This is a genomic window from Acidiferrimicrobium sp. IK (assembly GCF_025499425.1).
Taxonomy (GTDB): Bacteria; Actinomycetota; Acidimicrobiia; order Acidimicrobiales; family Palsa-688; genus Acidiferrimicrobium.
Map to the genome: position 1 here is coordinate 215,421 of NZ_JAIMCB010000009.1, position 24,609 is coordinate 240,029.

Genomic DNA, 24,609 nt, shown 5'->3' on the forward strand with positions numbered 1-24,609 from the left:
TCGAGCCTCCTCAGGTGGAGCGGGTCAGTTGCGCCGCTGCCGATAGTCGGTGCAGCACCGCGGCGGCCTCGGCAGCCATCTCCGGCACGAGATGAGCGACCGAGACGATGTCGTGAATGCCGCTGGCGACCTGGCCAGCGGGGAGGATGCCCGAGTCCAGGTCGCCGTCCTCTTCGGCTCGGATCAGCGCCTGGTCTTTGTAGGCCAACAGCTCGTCGTCGGTCGCACCGCTCCGCATCATCTCGGTGAGACGCTCGACTCCGGCGCTGCGCAGACCGCGCGCCGGGCTGTACACACCAGGGAAGATGGTGTCGTCGCCCTCGGCGGCATCAACGATCCGCTTGGCTGTGGCGCGATGCCAGTCGCGGTTGTCCTCGGATGCGATGAACCGCGTGCCCATAGCAACCCCGGCGGCTCCGAGGCAGAGCGCAGCCGCCAGTGTCCGTCCGTCCCGGGCCCCCCCCGACAGCAGAACCGGGATCGAGACCGCTTCGGTCACGTTGGGCACGAGCACAAACGTGTGCATCGGCACGGTGTGGGTATGGCCACCCATCTCGTAGCCAGAAGCGATAACGACGTCGACGCCGAGCCGCTCTGCCTTCACTGCCTGGCGGGTGGAGCCGACCTTGTGCATGTGTATAAGTCCGGCGTCCGCGATCAAGTCCCGGAACTCGCCCGGGAAACCAGCCGAGGTCGTGAGGACCCGAAGTTGCCGGGCGATTACCGGATCGGCCTTTCTCGCTTCGACAACGGCGCGGATGTACGCCTCCGAGACCGGCAACACCTCCCCGTCGGCCGCCCGACCGACGGGGACGTTGACGGCGAACGGTTTCCGGGTGAGCGAGGCGGTCTCCTCTATGTGCTCGCGCAGCGTGCGTGCTGCCACGCTCGGTTCGGTTGTCATCCCGGGCATGCTCACCGTGCCGAGCCCGCCTGCCTCGCTCACCGCCGCCGCGAGCTTCGAGGTCTTGAACGGCCCCATGCCTTCCTGCACGATCGGGTAGTCGATTCCGACGAGCTCGGTGAAAGGGGTCGGGAGTGTAGTCATGCCGCCACCAGCACCATCGCCGAGCCGTCCACCAGCGCGCCAGAGGTGACGACGGCTACCTCGTTGTGGGGAACCTGGCGTTCGCCGCATCGGCCCTGGATTTGTAGCACCGCTTCCGCGATGGTGTTCATCCCGTGCAGGTACCCTTCGGCGAGGAGGCCTCCGTTGGTGTTGACCGGGAGCCGTCCGTCTATGGCGGTGGCACCGGAGGCCACGAAGTCGACCGCCTCACCGCGGCCGCAGAAGCCGAGACCCTCCAAACCGAAGACAACCGTAGAGGAGAAGCAGTCGTAAATCTCTGCGAACTCGACATCCTCGGGTCCGATCCCTGCCCGCGCGTACAACTCGTCGCGAAGCAGCGAGGTGAAGTTGTGCGTGTAGTCGCGGTAGAGGAGATGGTCGCCGATGTCGAGCCCGGGGCGAGCGCCGGCCCTGTAGGCGGCCGAGGCGATCCGAGCCGGCCGGTGCGGCAGGTCACGGGCTCGGTCGAGAGTGGTGACAAGCACCGCGCATCCGCCGTCCACCTCGCTCGTGCAGTCCGGCACGCGGAAAGGGTCGACGACCTTCGACGACGCGAGATAGGCCGCGCGATCGAGGGGCTTGCGCTGGATCGCCCGCTCGTTGCGCTCTCCGTACCAGCGCTGTGCTATCGGGATCTCGCCGAACTCCTCGGGTTGGCGACCTGTCTCGATGAGGTAGCGCCTCGCCCACATGGCGATGTACTGCATGTAGGTGTCGTAGCCGATGGGGTAGCGGTACTGGCCGGCGCCGCCGAGAAAGGCCGAGCTGCCGACACGGATGCCGCTGCGCCCGTTGAGAGCGCGGAAGACAACCACGTTCTCGGCGTAGCCAAGGCTCACCGCCATGGCTGCGTTGGCCACGACCCAAGCCGGTGACTGGCCGCCCTGCTGGAAGTCCATCACGTACCGGCTCTGGCGAAGCGCCAGTGCGGTCGCAACCGCCTCGCTTGAGACGGAGTCTCCGAGCACCATGAAGCTACCCACCCCGTCCACATCGCTCAGACCAAGTCCAGCGTCCTCGATGGCCGCCCTGCAGGCCTCGGTGGCGAGGTCGAGCACGCTGCGACCCGAGCGCTTCGACAGTTTGGTGTAGCCGACGCCAGCTATCGCGGTTGCACGTTCCACTGGTACGGATAATAGACGGGATCGCCAGAGGAAGTCAACCCAAGAGTTGGAATCCCCCCCTTGACCCGTTTCTTGACTGATAGGTAGAGTATGGTTGTGCTGATCAAAGGCAGCTGGCGGGTCACCATGGCCGATGTCGACGCCGCGGGCATCATCTACTACGCGAGTCCCCTGCGGTGGACAGAGGTTCTGCTCGGAGACTGGCTCGAACAACTCGGGCATCCGATCAGCTCGATGATCTCGGCGAAGGAAGCCACGCCCGTCGTCGGTGTGAACGTCAACTACCGGTCGATGTTGGGTCTCGACGACCACTGCCGTCTTGAGCTGTCGGCCGCCAAGATCGGCGCCAGTTCGTTCACCCTGCAGTGCGCGGTCTGGGGGCCGAGCACTGACGAAGTGGCCGTCGAGACACTGGTCACGCACGCCTATGTGAGCTACTGCCGCCCCGGGCCGGGAGGTCGGGCGGCTGCGGAGCGGCAGTCGCTGCCGACGTGGCTGAGGGGGGCGCTCGAAGCAGGCTATCGCCCAGACAACGAGGGAGGCACTCAGTGAGCAGCAACGCCGATACGGTCGTAGCCGAGCGCATAGACGTGGACGGCGAGCCGGCGCTGGCACTCGTCACGTTGAACCGAGCGGAAGAGATGAACCCCCTTGACTGGGACACGGTCATAGAGCTGCGCCGCGTCCTCGACGCCTCGGCCGCGGACCCATCTGTGCGGGTCATTGCCATCACCGGCTCCGGGCGAGCCTTCAGCGCTGGCGGCGACATGAAGAAGTACCGGACTCTGCAGCGCGACCCGCACGGCTTCCCGCGCTTCCTCGCTGACATCCACGAGACCTTCCAGCGGATTCCCCAGTACCCCAAACCGGTACTCGCCTTGGTAAACGGCATCGCGATCGCCGGCGGCATCGAGCTCGTGCTGTTCTGCGACATCGCCCTCATGGCGGAATCAGCCAAGATCGGCGACGCGCACCTCCCATACGGCCAGATGGGAGGCGGTGGGGTCCTCACGATGCTGCCGCGGGTCGTTGGGCCGTCACGGGCACGGGAGCTCATCATTTCCGGCCGGCTGCTCGGGGCGGAGGAGGCCGCGGCCTGGGGGCTCATCTCCCGCGTCGTGCCCGACGGAACACTCGTGGAAGCAGCCGTCGGTCTTACCAGAGAGGTGGTCAAGAAGTCTCCACTCGCCGTCGCGAACGCCAAGACGACGCTCAACTCGTCCTTCTTCGCGGGGACGAGCGTCGAAGCTGCACTGCGCCTCGAGCGTGAGGTCACCTCTCGGTACTGCCTCACGAGCGCCGACGCACCAGAAGGTCTCGAGGCGTTCTTCGAGAAGCGCACACCCCGATGGACAGGACAATGACAACAGCCCCGAGCGAGCAGACCCCCGCGGTGGTCGGCCCGACACCCGACATCGACTCCCAATTCTACTGGGACGGTCTCGCCCGCTCCCAGCTGCTCCTGCAGGAATGCAGCTCCTGCCAAAAGCGTCGCTTCCCACCCATGCCCTCCTGCCCTTACTGCGGCTCTACGGACTTCGAGATTCGCGAGGCAACCAAGGGCACGATCTACTCGTGGGTCACCGTCCACCGCGCGTTCCAGCCGGCCTTCGCCGGAGAGGTTCCCTATACTCTGGTTACTGTCGATCTCGACGGAGGCGGTCGGATCGTCGGGCGGCTCGAACCAGGGGCGGCCGCAGCCGCGGGGCTTCATGTCAGCCCGCACTTCGTACCCCACGAGGGTTGGACCGAAGCCCGGTTCCACCCGGAATGACCAGGCCTACGGCGACAACACCGCCCCCATCTGGTGAGGCACCCCCCCGTCGCGCTGACCGCCGCAGGGCCAAGCGGATAGACGACATCCTGAGGGTCGCCGCGAGCCATCTCGCGGAACGGGGCTACGCGGCGACCAGCCTCGACGAGATTGCGGAGACACTTGACGTATCAAAGGCCTCGCTCTATCACTACTTCCCCAGCAAAGAGGACCTGGTCCTCGCCTGCTTGGAGCGCACAGCAAGCAGCACCTTTGAGCGCCTAGCAGCTGTGGCCGAAAGTTCGCTGCCTCCTCGTCAGCACCTGCGGGCCCTGATACGCACGCAGGTGGTCATACTGGTCCGGGACGAGCCGGCTGGTGCCTCCCTGTTTCTGCACGATCTCGGTCTGCCACAAACTGCACGGGATCGTCTTCGCGCCTTCGTCGACCACCACGACGAGATCTTCAAATCCATCATAGACAAGGGCATCCGCCGGGGTGAGTTCCATGTTTCGAAGCCACCGGTCGCACGCCTCTTGATGCACGGGGCCATCAACTTCATCCCCTCCTGGTTCCACCAGAGTGAGCTAACCCCGCCAGAGGAATTTGCCGACGTTGTCGCTGACACATTGCTGCAGCTCTTTATCGACAACAACACCCCATGAAGCTTGGCATCTACCTCTTCGGTGACACGATGTCGATCGGTGAGATCGGCACGCTAGCCGCTCAGGCCGAGGCGGCGGGCTTCGAGTCTGTCTGGGCGGGCGAATACTGGCACAGCGGATTTCAGGCAGCCGCTGCGATCGCCCGCGCGACCTCAAAGGTCCGTGTTGGAACCGGCGTGGTGCAAGCGTTCGTCCGCACTCCGCTCACCACCGCCATCGAAGCACTCGACCTCGACGATGTTGCCGGAGGCCGCCTGATCCTCGGGCTCGGCTCTCAGGTGCGGCGCTACGTCGAACGCCTACATGGCATTGACTATGGCAAGCCCGTACCCCGCATGCGCGAGTACCTGAACGCCCTCCGGTCTCTGTCCACCCTTTCGACCGGCGGATCGCCAGTCATGCCACACGGCGACTACTACCACTTCGACCTAACCGGATTCGTCCGCCCCACACCCGCACCCCGCGAATCGATTCCTCTCTATCTCTCAGCGGTACGTCCGGGCATGACCCGACTCGCGGGAGAGATCGCCGACGGGATCATCGGACACCCGATGTCCTCCGACCAGGACCTCGACGCGTACGAAAGATGGATCCGAGAAGGCGCCAACCGAGCCGGCCGGAACGTGTCAGAGATCGAGCACGTCCAGTTCGTCATCTGTGCCGTCGCCGACGACGCCGCCCAAGCACGCCACGAGGCCGCCCAACAAATAGCCCTGTACGCGGCAACACAGACCTATGCATACCGGCTTGAGCAGCTGGGCTTCGAACGGGAACGGCACGCCATCCGCTCCGCATACGAAGCTCGCGATCTGGCAGCGATGGCCTCAGCCGTAAGCGACCGCGTTCTCGATGCCTTCGCTCTCGCTGGCACCCCCGAAGACGTGATACACAGGCTATCGGAGCGCGTTCGTCCCAGCCACACGACGGTCCTCGCGCCACCCACATACGGCCTAAGCGCCACGCGCGCCTCGGAGATAACGCAACTACTCATCACGACTCTTCTCCGGGCGGGATGGACTCGATAACCCGCGGCCTGGTCAGGCCCGAACGGGCGAACCCCAGCCGCGTCGCCACCGGCACAGTGCGAGGACGCAAACTATCCCAGAACATGAATGGTACGGAGCGAGCTTCAGTATCGGGTCCGTGTCAAGACCCCCTACTGTCCAGCTGGGCAGCCTCCACCCCAGCAACCCCGCCTCACGATCGCTTCGCTCGTTGCGTCCGGGGACTCACGCCCACGGATGCGTCAATAGAAACGCTTTCTCGGCCGGCGGTGTCGTGTTGCCGGTCACCGGCCCTGCCATTGTGGTGCACGCTTTTCTCGAAAAGCTCGCGGACCCTCCTGTGCGTCGGCACTCAGGTAGACCGGCTCCCAGATTCGGTCCGCCTCGTCTAGCGCATCGTGCCAGCCGCGATCAGCCGACGCGTAGACCATCGCCTTGGATGCAGCGACGGAGAGCGGGGCATTGACTGCTATCCGTTCGCCCATCTCCTGAGCGGCTTCGCGCAGATGCTCGGCCGGCACAACCTCGTTGACGAGGCCGACTTCGCGGGCCCTCGTGGCATCGATAGGGTCGCCGGTCAGAAGCAACTGCATTGCCACACGCGGCGGAATCATCCAGGGCAACGGTGCCGCCCACGGGGATCCGCGACCAACTTTGACCTCTGTCACCGCGAAGCGGGCATGGTCTGCTGCGACGACCAAGTCGCACATCTGCGCCAGGAGGAAGCCACCGGCGTAGGCCACGCCGTTCACGGCTGCGATCGTCGGCTTGTTCACAGCAACCGTCCGACCGAAGTACGGAATGAAGTCGCGTGGTGGCAGGGCCAAGCGTTGCTGCGCCATCTCCTTCAGGTCACCTCCTGCGCAGAAGGCAGCGTCACCCGTTCCGGTGAGTATCAGGACCTTGGCCTCCGTATCGGCGTTGAAGCGTTCGACGGCCTGGAACAGTCCGGCGCGAACCGCTGCGTTGATAGCGTTCCGTGCTTCTGGTCTGTTGAGTCTCACCCAGGCGACATCGTTGACGACCTCATAGGTGACCGCGTCGGTGGCAGTTTTCATCTGTTTCATCCGCACTCCTCAGTAAGAACTCGGCAGGCCGAGGCTGTGCCGGGCGACGTAGTTGAGGATCATCTCGCGACTGATCGGCGCCGTCCGCATAAGCCTCATCGGTCCCCACAGGGTGGCCAGGCCGTACTCGGTAGATAGCCCATTGCCACCGTGGGTCTGGATGGCTTGGTCGAGGGCGGCTATCCCCGCCTCGGCGGCCGCGAACTTCGCCATGTTCGCGGCCTCCCCAGCAAGGGGATCTCTCTCATCGTGCAACCACGCGGCACGCTGCGTCATTAGCCGGGCGAGGTCGACGTTGATCCTCGCATGCGCAAGAGGATGCGCTACGCCTTGGTGTGTGCCGATGGGAACACCCCAGACCTGGCGCACACGGGCGTAGTCGGCGGCCTTCTCGAGAGCGTATCGGGCGATGCCGTTGCCGACGGCGGCACCCATGATGCGTTCGGGATTGAGACCTTGGAAGAGCTGGCGTAGGCCGTCACCCTCGGTGCCAATCAGGTTCTCTGTAGGGACCCGGACATCGTCGAAGAACAGCGTGAACTGTTTCTCCGGCGCGGTCATCTCAACCGGGATCACTGTCTTTGACAGGCCTGGGGCGTCCGTGGGAACCACGATGAGGCTCAGTTGACCACGTCCCGCATGGTCGGTGCCGGTCCGGGTCACGACGAGGATGGCGTCGGCCTCGTCGACACCAGAGATGTAGTACTTGGTTCCGCGAAGCACATAGTCGCCGCCATCGCGGGTGGCGGTGGTCGCCAGGTTGTGTGAGTTCGAGCCGGCGTCCGGCTCGGTGATAGCGAAGGACATGATCGACTCTCCGCTGATGATGCTCCGCAGCCAGCGCTCTCGCTGCTCCTTGCCGCCGAAAGTCTGGATAATGGAGCCACAAATGGCAGGGGAGACCACCAGCATGAGCAGCGGACAGCCAGCGGCTGCCAACTCCTCGGCCACGATCTGCAACTCGTAGACCCCGGCACCGCCACCCCCGTACTCCTCTGCCAGGTTCACTCCCAGGAAGCCGTACTTTCCTGCCATCTGCCAGAGTGCGGTGCTCTTGCCACCAGACTTCGCCGTCTCGACGAAGTACTCGTGGCCAAACGATCGCCCGAGCTTACCGACCGCCCCACGCAGCGCCTGCTGCTCTTCAGTTTCGTGAAACTCCACCTGTCATCTCCTTACCGAAGTCCAAATCCCGAACGCTCAAAATGCTCATCAGTACCGAGACAAGGGTCTCCCCTCGTCCTCCTGCTCGAGAACCACCAGAACCTCACCGTCGCGGACTGCTGCTCCCTGATTAACCGCGACCTCCCGGACCAGACCTGGGTAGGGGCTCGTTACTGTGTGCTCCATCTTCATGGCTTCCAAGATGAGCAGTGGCTGACCGGCAATGACCTCCTCGCCAACTTCAACCAGGACGCGTACGACGCTGCCCGGCATGGGGGCCGTGAGCGAGCCGCCTGGTTCGGCCGCGCTCGGCGCCCCGAATCGCGGCTCCCGGATCAGCTTGGTGTAGCCGAGCCGACTGTCCACATGGACAACGCAAGAGGCGGCTGCCTCTCCCGAGATGGTGACTTCAAAGGCGGTGCGCACACCGTCGATTTCGAGGATCACCCGTTCGGGGGCCAGCGTTCGGAGGAGCAGCTCTGGAAAGTCCTCGTTGTTCACGCGCGCGAGAACGGTGCCATGAGCGAGCACATAGTCAACCCGGTATTGGGCTTCAGCCACCTGGAAGGTGACGTTCTGCATCTGGGAGGCGTTGTTCCGCCATGCCGCGGGAACTGTCTGCTGTACCGACGCATTAGCTCGCTTCTGAGCGAGAAGAGCCAGGCTGGCAGCCACCGCATGTAACTGCTCTGCTTCCGGCTCGGCCAACGGCTTGCCGAGTTCTGCAGGCGGATGGCGGACTAGAAATCCCGTATCGGTATCGCCGGCCAGAAACTCTGGGTGCCGGAGGATCCGAACCAGGAGGTCCCGGTTGGTCACCAGCCCGTGGATCCGGGCGCCTGCGAGCACCGTGCTGAGCTTGCGGATCGCTTCGGCGCGGTTAGGCGCCCAGGAGATCACCTTTGCCACCATGGGGTCGTAGTACTGGCTGATCGATGATCCGGATTCCACGCCGCTGTCGATGCGTACTCCTGGCACCGTGTCGAAGTCGAACGTCTCGAGTGTCCCGGTCTGGGGCAGAAACTGCTCCACCGGGTTCTCGGCGTAGAGCCTCGCCTCCACGGCATGACCGGTGATCACTGCCTCCGAAACCTCGGCGGGAACCGGCTCTCCCATGGCGACCAACAGTTGTTGCCGGACCAGATCGATGCCGGTGACGAGCTCAGTGACCGGGTGCTCGACCTGCAGCCGCGTGTTCATCTCGAGGAAGTAGTAGTGGCCGTCAGTGTCCATCACGAATTCCACGGTCCCCGCACCCACGTAGCCAACGGCTCGCGCGGCCGACACTGCGGCATTGCCCATCCGCTCGCGCAGTGCGTCGTCGACTGCAGGTGAGGGGCTCTCCTCGATGATCTTCTGGTATCGACGCTGGATCGAACATTCCCGTTCAAACAGAGCGACCACGCTGCCATGAGAGTCCGCCAGTACCTGGATCTCGACGTGGCGAGGCTGGACAACCAGTCGCTCAAGGAACACGGTCGCGTCGCTGAAGGCCGCTGCAGCCTCGCGCTTGGCGCCCGTCACAGCATCGAACAACCCATGTCCGTCGAGCACCTGACGCATGCCTCGCCCCCCACCACCGGACGACGCCTTAACCAACAACGGGTAGCCGATATCTTCTGCGACCCTTCGGAGCTTGTCCTCTTCGAGGTCGGACACGTCAGTCCACGGCAGGGTCGGGACGCCGGCGGCCGACATCATCGTCTTGGCGGTGAGCTTGGATCCCATCGCCTCGATCGCCTCCGCGGGCGGACCAACGAACGTCAGCTCTTTGTCGGTGCAGGCACGAGCAAAGGCGGCGTTCTCTGAGAGAAATCCGTACCCTGGATGAACGGAGTCCGCGCCCACAGCGATGGCGGCAGTCACCAGGAGGTCGGGGTTCAGGTAGGTCTCCGCCGGTGTCACGCCGGGCAACCGCACGGCTACATCCGCCTCTGAAGCGTGCAGTGCGTCCGCATCGGCGTCGGAGTAGACCGCGGCCGTGGCAATGCCCATCTCACGACAGGTGCGGAAGATTCGCCGCGCAATCTCCCCCCGGTTTGCGACCAGCAGCATCTTCATGGAAGTCATGGCTCTCTCACATCCTGAAGACACCGTAGCCGCGCTGACCACGGATTTCGGCATTGTGGACGACGGAAAGGCATATGCCGAGAACGGTCCGGGTGTCGCGCGGATCAATGATCGCGTCGTCGTACACCCTTGAGCTGTTGGCCAACGCAGTCTCCTCACGCTCGATCTGGGCCTGCACTGCCTCGCGCATTCGCGTGTCCGCCTTCTCATCGAACGGAACGCCCCTGTCGGCAGCGGACTGCTTAGCTACGATCGACATCACGCCGGCTAGCTGCTGGGGCCCCATGACCGCAGTCTTGGAGTTGGCCCAGGAAAAAAGGAAGCGAGGGCCGAAGGCACGACCACACATTCCGTAGTTGCCTGCACCGTATGAGACGCCGATGTTGACGGTGAGATGCGGCACTCGACTGTTGGTGACCGCATTGATCATTTTGGCTCCGTCCTTGATGATTCCGTTCTGCTCGTAGGTCTTGCCCACCATGTAGCCCGTCGTGTTCTGCAGGAACAGCAGAGGTGTATCAACCTGGTTAGCCAACTGTATGAACTGGGCTGCCTTCTCGGCCTCCTCGCTCAGGAGCACGCCTCGGGCGTTGGCCAGCACGCCCAGCGGGTACCCGTGGAGGGAAGCCCAGCCGGTCACGAGGGAGCTGCCATAGAGGGGTTTGAACTCATCGAACCGCGAGCCGTCAACAATTCTGGCGACCACGTCACGCGGATCAAACGGCACCTTTGGCTCGTACGAGGGAATGCCCAGGAGCTGTTCTGCGGGGTAGAGCGGCTCGTCGGGTGGTTCGCTGGGCCCCGGTCCCAACTTGCGCCAGTTTAACCGTCGCACAATCTCCCTGCCGATACGAATTGCATCTACCTCATTCTCCGCAAGATAGTCGGCGAGGCCGGAGGTCCGGGCGTGCATCTCCGCTCCGCCGAGCGACTCGTCGTCGGACTCTTCTCCCGTAGCCATCTTGACCAGTGGCGGCCCCCCGAGGAAGACTTTTGATTGCCCGCGCACCATGACCACGTAATCGGACATCCCTGGCATGTAGGCACCGCCGGCAGTTGCATTACCGAAGACCAAGGCAATCGTGGGTAGGCCGGCCGCGGAGTGATCGGTCAGGTCGCGGAACATGCGACCGCCCGGAATAGCCACCTCCGCCTGCGTCGGAAGGTCCGCGCCTCCCGACTCCACGAGTGTCATGAGGGGCAGCCGGTTCTCCTTCGCAATTTCCATCGCCCGTGAGACCTTCTTGAAGCTGTGCGGATTCAACGTGCCGCCCCGCACCGTCGGATCGTGTGCGATCACCATGACCTCCACGCCCTCGATGACTCCAATGCCTGTCACCAGGCTGGCTCCCACCGTGAACTCACTGTGCCATCCGACGAAAGGCATGAGCTCCAGGAAGGCCGAGTCCTCATCGAGCAGAAGCTCGATGCGTTCGCGCGCCAGCATCTTTCCGCGTGCGCGATGTCGCGCTACAGACTTTTCGCCGCCGCCGGCAAGCGTCGCAGTGAGGACCGCGTCGAGCTCTGCCAGTTTTTGGATGAGGTGTTGCCTGTTTTCCTGAAATGCGCTGGACGAGGCATCCACGCGATCTGGCACTACCTGCATATCCCCTCATCTCATCTGAATGCAACTTGGCGCGCTAGATCGCTGCGGATCACCGCCGCCTCCTGCAATTGGTCGCTATTGAGAACACCCGTCAAGAGGATCGCCATAATGTCGTCGACCATCCGATCGAGGGAGATCCTTCCGTCGGGCTCGTACCACTGCGGAAGCGAGTTGAGTCCCCCGAAGATGAACTTGACTACGGGTCGCAGTGGCACGTCCCGGAACTGACCAGCCTCAATACCAGCCTTTAGGATCGACATCAGGACGTCCTCGTAATGTCCCCGAGCCTCGGCGAGCCCGCGCGGGGCCGACCTGGACATCAGCACCGCACTGTTCTGAGCCAATGCCTTACCTGCCACCGTGTTCACCACACGGCTCACGTGCGTATGGACGAAAGTTCGCAAACGCTCGGAGGGCTCGCCCTGTCCGACCTCGATCGGCTGGGTCTCGATCGCGTCGGTCAGCAACTCAGCAAGCAGGTCGCTCTTAGATGACACGTAGTAGTAGAGACTGGGCTTCGAAAGCCCGACCCGCTCGCCAATTCGCCGCAAACTCGCCTCGTGGTAACCACAGGTGGCCAATTCCTCCGCGGCCGCGGCGAGGATCTCCTTCCGCCGGCGGGCTTGCCGTAGCGCCTTGCGTTTCCCACTTGCATCCTCAGTCACGCTACGACTCCCTCCGCTGGGCGATTGCACATGCCCGTCCACCCTCCTGATGTCCCGGACCACCAACCCAGCATTTGAGCGCCCAGCCGTTCAGGCATCGATCTCCATCAGTAGTAGCGCCTCACCCATTGCCTTCCCTTGAGCGTCCACCCGCAGCGAAGCCGTCCCTCCTCCGCCGAGCGCAGACTCCAGAACGAAATTGAGCGCCCCGAGGTTCGGCAGTTCGTACCGCCGAACCTCGCCGAGGCAGATACCCGCAAAGTGCTCCGCCACGCGATCGGCGGTCACCTCTCGCTCGAGCAGCGCATAATGCGAGCGATCTCGTGCGATGAGGCCAATATTGACGGAGTCGCCCTTGTCTCCGGACTTAGCATGTGCGATGTCGATAAGTCTCATGCGCGCTCCCTAATAGTCACCTGAGGATGGACCGCACTCTTGGGGATCAGAGCCGGCCAGTAGGCCATCACGCGGCTCGGCTGAATCCGACCGCCGGCCAGCAGGCCAGTGAACCCAGGCGGGCCCATTACTAAAGGAGCGATCTCGGCCGCGAACCTGCGTACCGTACGGTCGTCGTCCGCCCACACCGAGACCCGCAAGACGACCTCCGACGGATCCGATGCTGGCGGCGTGAGACGGCCGTGAACGGAGTTGTAGCCGACGAGATCGGTGCGGATCTGACGGAACGATAGGCCTAGTTCGTCCAACCGGGTCCGAAGGATGGAATCCGCCAACTCCGCTTTGGCGATCGCGTCCGGCCAGGCCCAGGTGATCATCCCGGAACCCCGGAATCCATCCGGATAGGCCATCGACACTTTAAGCGAGTCGGTCGGTGAGCTGCCTTGCGCCCCTGACACCTCGACGCGGTCCTCACCTACCTCGCGCAGTCGAATACTGGTGAAGTCCGCCGTCACGTCGGGCGACAGGTACGCGGTGGGGTCCCCGATCTCGTACAGCAGCTGTTCGGTCACGGTCGCGGTCGTGACGGCTCCCCCGGTGCCGGAGTGCTTGGTGACGATGAAGGTGCCGTTGGCTCGAGCCTCGATGATCGGGTAGCCGACATGGGCCAGGTCGGGCATCTTCTCCCAACCACCCTGGAAGTTCCCGCCGCTGGCCTGGGCCCCGCATTCGATGATGTGGCCGGCGATGGTGCCCGCGCTGAGTAGGTCCCAATCGTCCCATTGCCAACCGAACTCATGCATCAGCGGGCCCAGCACGAGTCCGGGGTCGGTGCAACGTCCGGTGATCACGACGTTCGCCCCTTCGGCGAGAGCGCGTGCGATTGGCTCGGCCCCCAGATACGCGTTCGCGCTAGCTATCCGGTCTCTGACCGTGTCGAACTGCTCACCAGTTTCCATGTTTTGGAGGGATACCCCGCCCCCGAGTAGGTCGTCCAACTGCCCCATGATGTCGTCGCCCGTGATAACACCGACGCGCAGACCGCGGATTCCTTGTTCCTCGGCAACTTCGAGCAGGGCCCGTGCACAAGCTTCCGGATTTATCCCGCCCGCGTTGGCTACTACCTTGATATTTCGTTCTATGCACTCTCGCATGATCTCGGACATCAGCCCGACGAAATCCTTGGCGTACCCGGCAGTCGCGTCGCGCTCATACTGCTTCCGGAGCACTGACATGGTGATTTCCGCCAGGTAATCTAGAGTCAGGTATTCGATGTCGCCACCTCTAACCTGGGCGACCGGTGCCGAGGGGCTGTCGCCCCAGAAGGCTTGCCCGTTCGCAACCCTGACCGTCTTCAATTCATCTCTCCTCATGATAGTGGGCTCCCGGGGCCTCTCGGTCCTGTAGCACGTATAGCAGCATTCCAACAGTGGTCACGATGTCGTCCACACTGCATCCGCGTGAGACGTCTGCGAATGGCCGAGCGAGGCCTTGCAGGAAGGCTCGTGCTTGGGCACCCCCAAGCTGTTCCGCTACCTTGTAGGCGATGTTGGCCGAGTCGAGGCTCGGGAATACGAGAACATTCGCCGAGCCTCCCACCGCTCCTGATGCGGATTTCCGAGCGGCGACGGCACCAGACACGGCCGCGTCGAACTGCAGCTCCCCGTCCACGACTTCGTCGGGGAAAGACCGCTGGAACAGACGAAGTGCCTCCCGTACCCGATCTACGTGCAGGGATTTGGAACTGCCCTTGGTGGAAAACGACAGGAACCCAATCCGTGGCTCGGTCCGCATCAACGACCGCCATGACTGGGCCGTGGCAGCAGCAATATCCACGAGTTGCTCCACCGTTGGCATGGGAGTTACGACAGCGTCGGCGAAGACGAGCGTGCCCCCCGACCCGACGTCCGGCCGCTGGGTGTCGAGGAAGACGGCACCACTGACGGTGGTTCGCCCCGGCGCCACTCCGATATATGACATTCCGGCACGGAGCATGTCCGCGCTGCTCGTCCGAGCCCCTCCGATGGCCGCGTCGACCCATCCGGAACGGACGAGCATCGCACTCGCATTGGCACGAGTCGACAGGAACTCAGTGTCGAAACCCGCCTCTATGGCAGGGCGCCCGAATTCGTCGAGCTGGTTGTCGCGCAACACCTCGTCATTCACGTCGAGCATTTCGACTGCGCTGAGGTCCAGGCCGAGACTGCGGGCAGTGATCAACATCTCAGACACGCGACCTAACACCACCGGACGACACAACCCCACGTCCCCCGCGGCGATAGCAGCTCTCAGCATCCGCGTGTCCTCACCCTCGAAGAATAGGACCCGCGTCGACGAGGACACGTTCTTGACGTCCCTCCATGCGGTGCCTATTCCATGGGGAGCGACCCCAGCCTTATTCACCCGCTTTGATCCCTAGGGCTTCGACATATTGATGCTGAAGCACGAATTTCTTGACCTTGCCCGCCGGGGTCAGGGGATACTCGGAGACGAACTGAACGTAGCGAGGCACCTTAAAACTGGCGAGCCGTCCACGGCAGTAATCGATCAGTTCCGCTTCGGTCGCCTCATGACCTTCCTTCAGCTGGACCACCGCAAGGCCCACCTCCCCGTACTTCTCATCCGGCACGCCGACGAGATAGGCGTCTTGGACGGCAGGGTGAGTCCGCATAAACGCTTCTACCTCCGCTGGAGCAACGTTCTCCCCCCCGACGATGTACAGGTCCTTCAGCCGACCCGTGATGTAATAAAAGCCGTCTGTGTCCCGCCTGACCATGTCCCCGGTGTGTAACCAGCCGTCCTCGTCGATCGCTTTGGACGTCTCCCGAGGCATCTTGTAGTAGCCCTGCATGACGTTGGGCCCTCGAGTACATAGCTCGCCATCCACTCCTGGTGCCACTTCGTCCCCAGTGGCTGGGTCGATGACCTTGGCTTCACATCCCTTGGGGCGGCCCACAGAGCCAACTCGCTGGGTGAGGGGATCGGTCCGGCTGGAAATGCTGATCAGCGGCGAACTCTCGGTCATGCCCAGTCCGATGATCAGCGTCAGCCCGAAGGCCTCCTCCACCGCCTTGCACGTTTCGACAGGGCACGGCGCGCCCGCCATGAACGCCATCCTCAATGAGCTGAAATCCAAATCCTGAAGGCTCGAATCGTGCAGCATCGTGATGTAGATGGTAGGCACGCCCCCAGTATGAGTGCAGTTTTCCTCAGCCAAGATGCGCAGGGCTAGGGGAGGAACAAAACGGTCCATGGAGATCAGCGTGGATTCCCTTTGTAGAGCGCTCAGCAGGCCAAGAACACAACCACCGTTGTGGAAGAACGGAATTGGAATGAGATACCTGCTGTCGTCATCAAGCTCCATTGCCTCGCTGAAGTGCCACGCGTTCTCCAGGAGATTCGCGTGAGACAGCAGACAACCCTTCGGCTCCCCGGTGGTGCCCGAGGTGTACATGATCATGAGCGTGTCGCTGGGCTTGACGTTGGCTGCGAGCTTGAGAATCTCCTCGTCACTGAGGGAGCGCCCGGCATTTACCAGCTCGTCGAGCGTGATGACTCCGGTCAGACTGCGGTCCCCCACGCAGACTACGTCCCGCAGCATCGGAAACCGGTCAAATCGACCGTCGCCGCCGGCATCGGAGCCGTCTAACTTAGGCAACAGATTCTGAAGGGTTTGCTCGTAGTCGACATTGAGGAATCGCGGAGTGTAGATCAGAGCCACCGAATCAGACTGCCGAAGCAGATACTCGAACTCGGACTGCCGATAGAAGGAGTTCGCTGGCACGAAGACAGCTCCGAGCATCGCGGTAGCGTGCTGGAACAGCACCCACTCGATACTGTTTGGCAGCCATACCACGACGTGGTCTCCATGACCAATGCCCCGCGAACTCAACCCCTTGGCGATCTCCACGGCCTGCAAGTAGAGCTGGTCGTAGGTCAGGCGCCGCACCCGCTTGCCGTCGTCTTCATAGCAGACAACCGCTTCTCGTTGGGAATTGTGCTCTCGCGCGGCGACGAGACGGTCCACCAGGGTATCGGAGGCATTCATTACGGGCACCGCTCTGTTCTGTCGACTATACAGCCATTCGATTGCTGGTCGAAAATCCTACTCCTGGTTGACCTTCAAGTCAAGCCGACCGGACGCAAGCGCGACCCGCTTGCATGAGCGCGGCGAGGGCCACCAGCTCGGCGGAGATGGCCCGCCGTTCGACGTCGCCGACGGGATGGTCCTTGGCGGTCACGCCCTGGACGGTATGAGCCGGGGCCGGCACCGGGTAGGGCCGGAAGGCCCGACGTCAGCCGAGCGGCGAAGCGCTCGGCTCGAGCCGTCCGGTCCGCTCTGGCGTGGCGGTCTGCGTGTCCAGGCGACACAGAAGGTCCCGGTCGTGGTCCTCGCCCGGGTTGGCCGTGGTGAGAAGCTTGTCGCCGAGGAACACGCTGCTGGCGCCGGCGTGGAGACAAAGGGCCTGCAGCTCGTCGGTCATCTGGGCCCGCCCCGCGGACAGGCGCACGACGGAGCCGGGCATCATCAGCCGGGCCGCGGCGACGGTTCGGACCAGCTCTAGGGGGTCGAGGTCCTCGGCGCCGAACAGCGGCGTCCCCGGGACCTGCACGAGGAGGTTGATCGGCACGCTCTCGGGGTGCGGGTCGAGGCGGGCCAGCTGCACCAGCAGCCCGGCCCGGTCCCGCCGGCTCTCGCCCATCCCGACGATGCCCCCGCAGCACAGCTTCACGCCGGCGTCTCGGACGTTGGCCAACGTCTCGAGCCGGTCGCCGTAGGTGCGGGTGGTGATGATCTCACCGTAGAACTCCGGCGAGGTGTCCAGGTTGTGGTTGTAGAAGTCCAGGCCCGCGTCGGCCAGCCGCTGCGCCTGGCCCGCCGCCAGCATCCCGAGGGTCACGCAGGTCTCCATCCCGAGAGCCTTGACCGCTTCGACCGCGGCGGCCACCTCGCCCACCTGGCGGTCCGTCGGTGACCGCCACGCCGCCCCCATGCAAAAGCGGGTCGCGCCAGCGGCCTGGGCCTGGCGGGCCGCGGCCACGATGTCGTCGGGGGCCATGAGCCGCTCAGGCTTGAGGTCGGTGTTCCATTTCGCCGACTGAGGGCAGTAAGCGCAGTCCTCGGGGCACGCCCCGGTCTTGACCGACAGCAGGATGGCCGCCTCGACGACGTGAGGGTCGAACCGCTCGCGGTGCGCGGCGTGGGCTTCGAAGAGCAGATCGTGGAACGGTCGCCCGATCAGCTCTTCGGCCTGGTCGACGGTCCAGTCGTGGCGGAGGGTAACCATCGCAGAGAGTCTGTCCGTGCCGTCCGGACCGGCACAAACCTGCGTCGGGGGGCCCGCCCGTCGCGGACGGACCGGCGCGAATGGACTGCGGCGGGAGGCGGGTGCCATGGTGACCCGCCGTGGTCTGGCGCGAGTGGATCGATTCGCAGCTCGACGAGGTGCGCAGCGCCGGGCGGTGGCGTCAGACCCGCACCTTCGACGGCTTCGGGCCGGCAGGTCGGATGGGTGCGGCGGCCGTCGTGTCGTTCGCGTCCAACGACTACCTGGGCCTCTCCGCTCATCCGGCGGTGGTGGCCGCGGCTGGGGCCGCCGCGGCCAGGTGGGGTACCGGCGCCACCGCTTCCCGCCTGATCGTCGGTACCCGGCCGGTGCACGAGGAGCTCGAGGCGGAGATCGCCGATTGGACGGGCACGGACGCCGCTCTGGTCTTCTCGAGCGGGTACACCGCCAACGTCGGGGTGATGGCCACGTTCGGCGGCCCGGACGTGACCGTCTTCAGCGACGAGCTCAACCACGCCTCGATCATCGACGGTTGCCGGCTCAGCCGGTCGTCGATCCGGGTGTACCGCCACTGCGACGCCTCCCACCTCGACGGGCTGCTGATCGACGCCGCCACCTCGGCCCCCGGCGGCCGGCGGCTGGTGGTCACTGACTCCGTCTTCTCGATGGACGGCGACGTCGCCCCCCTCGTCGAGCTCACCCGGGTGTGCGCCCGCCACGACGCTCTGCTCGTCGTCGACGACGCCCACGCGGTGCTCGACGGGCACCGCGCCGTGCCGGCCGCCGGGGAGGGACCCGATGTCGTGCGGGTGGGCACCCTGTCGAAGGCGCTCGGCGCTCTCGGCGGGTGGGTGGCGGGGTCCACGCCGGCGGTGGACTTGCTGGTCAACCGGGCCCGGTCGTTCATCTTCACCACCGGCCTCTCGCCGGCTGACGCCGCGGCGGCGCTGGCCGCGCTGCGCGTCGTGCGCTCGCCGGAGGGCGACGGGTTAGTCGGCCGGCTCCGGGCGGCGATCGACCGGGTCCGGCCCGGCCACCCATCGCCGATCATCCCGATCGTCCTCGGCGGCGAGGACCGGGCCGTGGACGCGGCCGCCGCCCTCCTCGAGCGCGGCCTGCTCGTCCCGGCGATCCGGCCCCCCACCGTGCCCGCCGGAACGTCCCGGCTCCGGGTGGCCATGTCCGCCGCGCACACCGACGAGGACATCGACCGCCTCCAGGAGGCCCTCGCCGGGCTGGGCGTGACGCCGTGAGCGACCACCAGACCGGACCCGCCCACCGGACCGGACCCGCCGGCAGGCCGGCCAGGCTGGTGGCGGTGGTAGGGACCGGCACCGAGGTGGGCAAGACGTGGGTCACCCGCGAGGCAGCCGCCGGTCTGGTCGCGGCCGGCCGGTCGGGTGGTGTCGGGGTCGCGGTCCGCAAACCGGCCCAGTCGTTCGACGCCGACCGCTCCGGGGCGCCGCTCGAGCCGACCGACGCCGACCTCCTCGCCGAGGCAACCGGAGAGGACCGCCTCGCGGTCTGCCCAGCCCACCGGTGGTACCCGCTGCCCATGGCGCCGCCGATGGCCGCCGACGCGCTCGGCCGGCCGCCGATCGCCGTCGCTGACCTCCTCGACGAGCTGCAGTGGGCGCCGGGGACCGAGCTCGGGCTGGTCGAAACCGCCGGCGGGGTGCGCTCGCCGCTCGCCCACGACGCGGACGGCGCGACCTTCGCCCGGCTGCTGCGGCCCGATCTGACCGTCCTCGTCGCCGACGCCGGGCTGGGGACCATCAACGCGGTCCGCCTGTCACTGGCCGCCCTGGCCCCCCTCGACGTGATCGTCGTCCTCAACCGCTACGACCCCGGTGACGACCTGCACGTCCGCAACCGGGACTGGCTGGTCGAGCGCGACGGGTACCGGGTGGTGACCGAGCCCAGGCAACTGGATCTCTGACAGCAGCTGGGTTTCTGCCGGCGCTGGGTGTTGGCCTGTTGGCCGACGCCGCCGGCGGGTCAGGCGGGACCGACGTCGCGTGCCACCGCGACCATCGCCCCGGCGATGCGGGCGACGTCGTCGTCGGACGCGACGTAGGGCGGCATGGCGTAGACCAACCGCCCGAAGGGTCGAAGCCACACGCCGCGTGCGACGAACGTCTCTTGCATCGCGGCCATCGGCAGGGCCTGTTCCAGCTCGATGACACCGATGGCGCCGAGCACCCGCACGTCGACCACGTTGGGCAGCCCCACCGCGGCCGCCAGGCCTTCCCGCAGCCCGGCCTCGATACCCCCGACTCGTGACTGCCACGGCCCGTCGAGGAGGAGCCGGATCGAGGCCAGCGCCACCGCGCACCCTAGAGGGTTGCCCATGAAGGTCGGCCCGTGCATCAAGGCCCCGGATTCGGCGTGGCTCACCCAGTGGGCCACCTCCGGGGTGCAAAGCGTGGCGGCCATCGACATGTATCCGCCGGTCATCGCCTTGCCCACGCACATGATGTCGGGCGCGACGCCGGCGTGGTCGCAGCCGAACAGCTCGCCGCTTCGTCCGAAGCCGGTGGCGATCTCGTCAGCGATGAGCAGCACGCCGTGCTCGTCGCACAGCGCCCGGACGCCGGCGAGGTAGCCCGGGGCGTAGAAGCGCATGCCGCCGGCGCCCTGAACCACCGGCTCGAGGATCACCGCCGCCACCTCCTCCCGGTGGTCGGCGAGCAGCGCGGCCAGCGGTTCGAGGTCCTCGCCGGTGCAGGTTTCCCCAAAGCGCGGCGTCGGCGCCGGCGCGAACAGCTGCTGCTGGAGGGACGCGCTGAACATGTGGTGCATTCCCGTCTCCGGGTCGCACACCGCCATCGCCCCGAGGGTGTCACCGTGGTATCCGGAGCGCACCGTGACCAGGCGGTGCTTCGCGGGGCGGCCCCGTCCGAGCCAGTACTGCAGCGCCATCTTCATCGCCACTTCGACCGACACCGACCCCGAGTCGCAGAAGAAGACGTGACCCAAGCCGCCGGGGGTGATGTCCACCAGCAGCTCCGCCAGCTCCACCGCCGGCCGGTGGGTGAGGCCTCCGAACATCACGTGGGCCATCGCATCGAGCTGGGCCCGTAGCGCGTCGTCGAGCACCGGGTGGCGGTACCCGTGGATCGCCGCCCACCACGACGACATGCCGTCCACCAGCTCCCGGCCGTCGGCCAGACGTAGGCGGGTCCCTTGCGCGCCGATCACCTCCAGCGGGGCCAGCGCCGCGGGCATGGGAGCGTACGGGTGCCACACCGTCCCGCGGTCGCGGGCAATCAGGTCGCCAGCAGTCAGGTCCGAGACGTCCACGGGGGCAGTCTGCCAGGCGCCCCGCCACCCTCGATCGCCTGGCCCGGGGAGGCCCGTCCGGCCCCGGGGCGGCGGCTTGCCTACTCTGCTCCTCCGTGGCCGTCGCGGTGGGTTGCTCGGATCCCGCCCCCGCGAGGCGGTGGACGAGCCGGGGAAGGGCCGGCCAGGGCGACCAGCGCCACCCGCAGGTTGAGTACTTGGGCTATCTGGCGGACCGGAACTACTCGGTTCAGATCAGTAGCTCATGGCCGCCTGTGGCGGCCTCCTGCGGACCATGAAATGCTGTGGGGGTCGTCTGCTGTGACGCCGGCTTCGTCTTGGTGCCAGGAGCCCGTAGATCAGTATGGCGCGGGGGCCCGGTCGGCACCTCGGACTGCTGCCATCGAGCGCGACGGTCAGATTCGTTGATCGTGACGGGCCCTCCTGCAGGCGGCGCCGCGAGCGATCAGGGAGGTGGAGGTGGCCAGGACCAAGCCGCAGGTGGAGGAGCTGGATGTCCTCATCGAGCGTTGTGCGGGGATCGACGTGGGCCAAGCGGAGGTGGTGGTCTGCGCCCGGGTGCCCGGCGATGACGGCAAGACCAACCGGCTGATCGAGACGTTCGGCACGACGGTCCCGGATCTTTTGGCGCTCGGTGACTGGCTGGGCGGACTGGGGGTGACCGACGTCGCGATGGAGTCGACCGGGGTGTATTGGAAGCCCGTCTACTACCTGCTCGAGGACGCATTCGCCGTGATGGTGGTCAACGCCGCGCACATCAAGCACGTGCCCGGCCGCAAGACCGACACCATCGACGCCGCGTGGATCGCGTTGCTGCTGTCTCGCGGGCTGCTGCGGGGCAGTTTCGTGCCGCCGGTGCCGATCCGCGAACTGCGGGATCTGACCCGGTATCGCAAGGCGCTCACCAACGAGCGCTCGTCGGAAGTGAACCGGATCCACAAGACCCTCGAGGACGCCGGCGTGAAGCTGTCCAGCGTGGCAACCGACGTGATGGGCGCCTCCGGGCGCGACATGATGCGCGCGTTGATCGCGGGCAGCGCCGATCCCGAGGCGCTCGCCGAGCTGGCCCGGGGCAAGCTGCGGGCGAAGCTGCCCGCCCTGCGCAAGGCGTTGACCTCCCGCTTCCGTGAGCATCACGCCTTCTTGTTGGAGCGGATGCTGACCCACGTCGAGGACCTCGAAGCAGATATCAAGGCGATCAGCGAGCGGATCGAGGCGGCGTGCGCCCCTTTCGCCGTCCACGACCTGGGCCGGGACCACGCCGGTCGAGTACGAAAACCTGTACCGTCAAACCCTGCCAGCCCCACCAACCGGTGTCGCTGTGTGACAACCCAGCCTCCGACAAACCCAGGGCAGTTCACGGTTGTTGATTTTCCGGACAGTCCCGGAGGGTAGACGTTGAGGCCGCTGCTCACGATCATGTCATTCTTACGGTCGACGATGGTGATGTACCCCTCGGGGTCACGGATGGCGAGGTCTCCCATTTTGAACCATCCGTCCTCGTAGGCTTGAGCGGTCGCCTCAGGCTGGTTCCAGTAGCGCACGGAGGCCGCGTCGCCACGTACCCATATCTCGCCCATCTCACCGACGGGCACCTCATGGCCATCGTCGTCTACGAGACGGACGTCGAAAAAGGGGACCGGCCGTCCACATGAGGACAGGCGCTCGGGGTTGTGCTCGAGTGCGCGGACGTGCTCGTCGGGATAAAGGATCGTATTGTAAACGGTGCCGCCTTCGGTCGAGCCGTAGCCCTGCAGGAAGATCGGCCCGAATACCTCCATCGCCTTGGACAGCGCGGTCGGCGATATCGGCGCGCCAGAGTAATAGATCACCTTCAGGCTTGATAGGTTGGCCGCTGCCGCGGAGGGGTGGGTGTAACCAGTCAGGGGGTAGTCGCGCGGAGCGCGCGATCATCCACCACGATCCGCGCGGGTAGTTGTAGAACGATGACGTGGACGCTGACTCCCGGACCGCCGAACTGGAGGCGGAGAACCTGGCGTTGCGGGCTCGGGTGGCTGAACTGAACGAGCAGGTGGCGGCGCTGGCGGGCAAGGTGGCGGAGCTCGAGAAGCTGCTGCGCCGGGACTCGTCCAACTCTTCCAAGCCTCCCTCCAGTGATCCTGGTTCGGCCAAGTCGGCCCGACCGGAGAACGCCAACCGGGCCGCCCGGCGGGCGATGGGCCGCAAGCAGGGCAAGCAGCCCGGCACGCCGGGCCACACCCTGGCGCAGGTGGCCGACCCCGACGTGGTGGTCGTCCACCGCCCGGACCGCTGCGCCGGCTGCGAACGCCCGCTCGATGACGCCGAGGTAGTCGCCACCTCGTCCAGGCAGGTTTTCGACGTCCCCGACCCCACGGTGGTAGTGACCGAGCACCGGGTGGAGCGCCGCCGTTGCACCTGCGGGTGCGAGACGGCCGCCGCCTTCCCGCCAGAGGCGACCGCGCCGGCCTGCTACGGGCCGTCGATCAAGGCCCATGCCATCTACTTGATGTGCTCCCAGCACCTCCCTCGGGAACGTTGCGCCCAGGCGCTGGCTGACCTGTTCGGCGTGTCGGTGTCGACAGGGACCCTGGACAACTGGATGCGCGAAGCCGCCGATGCGCTGGTTGGGTTCCTGGCGGTGGTCGCCGCCCAGCTGGCAGCGGCGCCGGTGGTGCACGCCGATGAAACCTCGGTGCGCTCCGGCAAGGCCGCGCTGTGTGTGCACGTGTGGTGCACCGCGCTGGTGACCATGTTGCATGTCGGCCGGCGTAACAAGGCGACTGTCGAGGCCGGGCCGCTGGGCGACTACGCCGGCACCATCGTTCATGATCGCCTGGCCATGTACTTCGGCTACGGCCGGTCCCATGTGTTGTGCAACGCCCACATCCTGCGCTCGCTCAACGAGCTGCTCGGCAACGACCGCCACCGGCAGTGGGCGAGGGGGTTCATCGAACTCATCACCGAGACCAAAAAGATCGCCGATGCCGCCCGCGTCGGCGGTCAACACCAGCTCAGCCAATACCAGCGGCGCAAGATCCGCCGACGTTGGAACGACCTGTGCGACCAAGCGGCTGGCGCCGCGCCACCGCCGACGCCAGGCACCAAGCTTTACGGGACGAACAAGGACGCCCGGAACCTCGCCGTCGCGCTGGCCGAGCACCGCGACCTGTTCCTCGCCTACACACGCGACCTCACTCTGCCATTCGACAACAACGCGGCGGAGCGCGACCTGCGCATGGTCAAAATATCGGTTTACCGGCCTTCGGGGCTCGGTCTCCGCGTAGCGGCCTGAGGGTCCACCACGGGCTGCCGGCGGAGTTGAATACTCGACTTCGAGGAGCACGCTCATGGGACTCAAGGTTGTTGTTGTGGATGGCGGTCACCGTCTTGGCGGGGGTGGTCCGGTCGACGATCTGGCGAACCGTTACCTGGGCCATCTCGCCGTGCGGAGGT

At 65.6% G+C, this 24,609-nt stretch carries 22 protein-coding genes and 1 pseudogene; 9 read left to right on the top strand and 14 right to left on the bottom strand.

Annotation, left to right across the window (positions count from 1 at the left end; translation table 11 throughout):
• Positions 1 to 10: 10 nt before the first annotated feature.
• On the bottom strand, positions 11 to 1,048 hold the full coding sequence (locus K6U06_RS16270; RefSeq protein WP_262323006.1) for an NAD(P)H-dependent flavin oxidoreductase: 1,038 nt from the start codon (positions 1,046 to 1,048) through the stop codon (positions 11 to 13).
• Complete coding sequence (locus K6U06_RS16275; protein WP_262323007.1) at positions 1,045 to 2,193, bottom strand: thiolase C-terminal domain-containing protein; 1,149 nt, start codon at positions 2,191 to 2,193, stop codon at positions 1,045 to 1,047. Before K6U06_RS16275 ends, K6U06_RS16270 begins: the two co-directional genes overlap by 4 nt.
• 96 nt (positions 2,194 to 2,289) lie before the next feature.
• Here K6U06_RS16275 and K6U06_RS16280 point away from each other — a divergent pair, with 96 nt between their 5' ends.
• From K6U06_RS16280 to K6U06_RS16300, 5 genes are read left to right on the top strand one after another with little or no spacing between them, the layout of a single operon-like run.
• Entirely contained in the window at positions 2,290 to 2,745 is a 456-nt protein-coding gene (locus tag K6U06_RS16280; RefSeq protein ID WP_262323008.1) for an acyl-CoA thioesterase, read from the top strand.
• A complete protein-coding gene (locus tag K6U06_RS16285) occupies positions 2,742 to 3,557 on the top strand; it encodes an enoyl-CoA hydratase/isomerase family protein (RefSeq protein WP_262323009.1) in 816 nt (271 codons plus the stop codon). Before K6U06_RS16280 ends, K6U06_RS16285 begins: the two co-directional genes overlap by 4 nt.
• Entirely contained in the window at positions 3,554 to 3,967 is a 414-nt protein-coding gene (locus K6U06_RS16290; protein ID WP_262323010.1) for a Zn-ribbon domain-containing OB-fold protein, read from the top strand. Before K6U06_RS16285 ends, K6U06_RS16290 begins: the two co-directional genes overlap by 4 nt.
• The gene (locus K6U06_RS16295) at positions 3,964 to 4,611 is read left to right on the top strand and encodes a TetR/AcrR family transcriptional regulator (protein WP_262323011.1); all 648 of its coding nucleotides are present in this window, start codon (positions 3,964 to 3,966) and stop codon (positions 4,609 to 4,611) included. The genes K6U06_RS16290 and K6U06_RS16295 overlap by 4 nt, the downstream gene beginning before the upstream one ends.
• The gene (locus K6U06_RS16300; protein ID WP_262323012.1) at positions 4,608 to 5,636 is read left to right on the top strand and encodes an LLM class flavin-dependent oxidoreductase; all 1,029 of its coding nucleotides are present in this window, start codon (positions 4,608 to 4,610) and stop codon (positions 5,634 to 5,636) included. The genes K6U06_RS16295 and K6U06_RS16300 overlap by 4 nt, the downstream gene beginning before the upstream one ends.
• 263 nt (positions 5,637 to 5,899) lie before the next feature.
• Here the strand turns inward: K6U06_RS16300 and K6U06_RS16305 are convergent, their stop codons facing one another.
• The 10 genes from K6U06_RS16305 to bioB all read right to left on the bottom strand — a co-directional run bounded on the left by K6U06_RS16305 (position 5,900) and on the right by bioB (position 17,871).
• Complete coding sequence (locus K6U06_RS16305) at positions 5,900 to 6,673, bottom strand: enoyl-CoA hydratase/isomerase family protein (protein ID WP_410051069.1); 774 nt, start codon at positions 6,671 to 6,673, stop codon at positions 5,900 to 5,902.
• An 18-nt stretch (positions 6,674 to 6,691) separates the two neighbouring features.
• Positions 6,692 to 7,846: an acyl-CoA dehydrogenase family protein gene (locus tag K6U06_RS16310; protein WP_262323014.1), complete on the bottom strand. Its 1,155-nt coding sequence runs from the start codon at positions 7,844 to 7,846 to the stop codon at positions 6,692 to 6,694.
• Positions 7,847 to 7,894: 48 nt separating this feature from the next.
• Entirely contained in the window at positions 7,895 to 9,916 is a 2,022-nt protein-coding gene (locus K6U06_RS16315) for a biotin carboxylase N-terminal domain-containing protein (RefSeq protein ID WP_410051059.1), read from the bottom strand.
• A 7-nt stretch (positions 9,917 to 9,923) separates the two neighbouring features.
• Positions 9,924 to 11,522: an acyl-CoA carboxylase subunit beta gene (locus K6U06_RS16320; RefSeq protein ID WP_262323016.1), complete on the bottom strand. Its 1,599-nt coding sequence runs from the start codon at positions 11,520 to 11,522 to the stop codon at positions 9,924 to 9,926.
• Positions 11,523 to 11,533: 11 nt separating this feature from the next.
• Positions 11,534 to 12,187 carry a TetR/AcrR family transcriptional regulator gene (locus K6U06_RS16325; RefSeq protein WP_262323017.1) on the bottom strand — a complete coding sequence of 218 codons (654 nt, stop codon included), beginning with the start codon at positions 12,185 to 12,187 and terminating at the stop codon, positions 11,534 to 11,536.
• Positions 12,188 to 12,277: 90 nt separating this feature from the next.
• Positions 12,278 to 12,583: a hypothetical protein gene (locus tag K6U06_RS16330; protein ID WP_262323018.1), complete on the bottom strand. Its 306-nt coding sequence runs from the start codon at positions 12,581 to 12,583 to the stop codon at positions 12,278 to 12,280.
• Positions 12,580 to 13,941 carry an acyclic terpene utilization AtuA family protein gene (locus tag K6U06_RS16335; RefSeq protein ID WP_262323019.1) on the bottom strand — a complete coding sequence of 454 codons (1,362 nt, stop codon included), beginning with the start codon at positions 13,939 to 13,941 and terminating at the stop codon, positions 12,580 to 12,582. Before K6U06_RS16335 ends, K6U06_RS16330 begins: the two co-directional genes overlap by 4 nt.
• 1 nt (position 13,942) lies before the next feature.
• Positions 13,943 to 14,986 (bottom strand): phosphate acyltransferase, encoded by a 1,044-nt coding sequence (locus tag K6U06_RS16340; RefSeq protein WP_262323020.1) that lies wholly within the window; start codon positions 14,984 to 14,986, stop codon positions 13,943 to 13,945.
• Positions 14,979 to 16,610 (bottom strand): AMP-binding protein, encoded by a 1,632-nt coding sequence (locus tag K6U06_RS16345; protein ID WP_262323021.1) that lies wholly within the window; start codon positions 16,608 to 16,610, stop codon positions 14,979 to 14,981. Before K6U06_RS16345 ends, K6U06_RS16340 begins: the two co-directional genes overlap by 8 nt.
• Positions 16,611 to 16,878: 268 nt before the next feature.
• A complete protein-coding gene (gene bioB, locus K6U06_RS16350; RefSeq protein WP_262323022.1) occupies positions 16,879 to 17,871 on the bottom strand; it encodes a biotin synthase BioB in 993 nt (330 codons plus the stop codon).
• Positions 17,872 to 17,990: 119 nt separating this feature from the next.
• Between bioB and K6U06_RS16355 the strand changes: the two genes are divergently transcribed.
• Together K6U06_RS16355 and bioD are read left to right on the top strand one after the other, a co-directional pair.
• Complete coding sequence (locus K6U06_RS16355) at positions 17,991 to 19,124, top strand: aminotransferase class I/II-fold pyridoxal phosphate-dependent enzyme (protein ID WP_262323023.1); 1,134 nt, start codon at positions 17,991 to 17,993, stop codon at positions 19,122 to 19,124.
• On the top strand, positions 19,121 to 19,810 hold the full coding sequence (gene bioD / locus K6U06_RS16360; protein WP_262323024.1) for an ATP-dependent dethiobiotin synthetase BioD: 690 nt from the start codon (positions 19,121 to 19,123) through the stop codon (positions 19,808 to 19,810). Before K6U06_RS16355 ends, bioD begins: the two co-directional genes overlap by 4 nt.
• Before the next feature lie 59 nt (positions 19,811 to 19,869).
• Here the strand turns inward: bioD and K6U06_RS16365 are convergent, their stop codons facing one another.
• Entirely contained in the window at positions 19,870 to 21,174 is a 1,305-nt protein-coding gene (locus K6U06_RS16365) for an adenosylmethionine--8-amino-7-oxononanoate transaminase (RefSeq protein WP_262323025.1), read from the bottom strand.
• A 480-nt stretch (positions 21,175 to 21,654) separates the two neighbouring features.
• Between K6U06_RS16365 and K6U06_RS16370 the strand changes: the two genes are divergently transcribed.
• A complete protein-coding gene (locus K6U06_RS16370) occupies positions 21,655 to 22,569 on the top strand; it encodes an IS110 family transposase (RefSeq protein ID WP_262323033.1) in 915 nt (304 codons plus the stop codon).
• A 149-nt stretch (positions 22,570 to 22,718) separates the two neighbouring features.
• Here the strand turns inward: K6U06_RS16370 and K6U06_RS24785 are convergent.
• Positions 22,719 to 23,060 (bottom strand): annotated as a pseudogene (locus K6U06_RS24785) (AMP-binding protein); the annotation flags it as partial.
• 65 nt (positions 23,061 to 23,125) lie between these two features.
• On the opposite strand from K6U06_RS24785, the gene tnpC reads away from it, so the two are divergent.
• Positions 23,126 to 24,448 carry an IS66 family transposase gene (gene tnpC / locus K6U06_RS16375; protein WP_262323026.1) on the top strand — a complete coding sequence of 441 codons (1,323 nt, stop codon included), beginning with the start codon at positions 23,126 to 23,128 and terminating at the stop codon, positions 24,446 to 24,448.
• Positions 24,449 to 24,609: the final 161 nt, after the last annotated feature.

What these genes read in the sequence shown, in the direction of transcription:
- K6U06_RS16270 (WP_262323006.1), bottom strand. Translation starts at nt 1,048, where the DNA reads ATGACTACACTCCCGACCCCTTTCACCGAGCTCGTCGGAATCGACTAC.
- K6U06_RS16290 (WP_262323010.1), top strand. Translation starts at nt 3,554, where the DNA reads ATGACAACAGCCCCGAGCGAGCAGACCCCCGCGGTGGTCGGCCCGACA.
- K6U06_RS16295 (WP_262323011.1), top strand. Translation starts at nt 3,964, where the DNA reads ATGACCAGGCCTACGGCGACAACACCGCCCCCATCTGGTGAGGCACCC.
- K6U06_RS16300 (WP_262323012.1), top strand. Translation starts at nt 4,608, where the DNA reads ATGAAGCTTGGCATCTACCTCTTCGGTGACACGATGTCGATCGGTGAG.
- K6U06_RS16305 (WP_410051069.1), bottom strand. Translation starts at nt 6,673, where the DNA reads ATGAAAACTGCCACCGACGCGGTCACCTATGAGGTCGTCAACGATGTC.
- K6U06_RS16315 (WP_410051059.1), bottom strand. Translation starts at nt 9,916, where the DNA reads ATGACTTCCATGAAGATGCTGCTGGTCGCAAACCGGGGGGAGATTGCG.
- K6U06_RS16320 (WP_262323016.1), bottom strand. Translation starts at nt 11,522, where the DNA reads ATGCAGGTAGTGCCAGATCGCGTGGATGCCTCGTCCAGCGCATTTCAG.
- K6U06_RS16330 (WP_262323018.1), bottom strand. Translation starts at nt 12,583, where the DNA reads ATGAGACTTATCGACATCGCACATGCTAAGTCCGGAGACAAGGGCGAC.
- bioB (WP_262323022.1), bottom strand. Translation starts at nt 17,871, where the DNA reads ATGGTTACCCTCCGCCACGACTGGACCGTCGACCAGGCCGAAGAGCTG.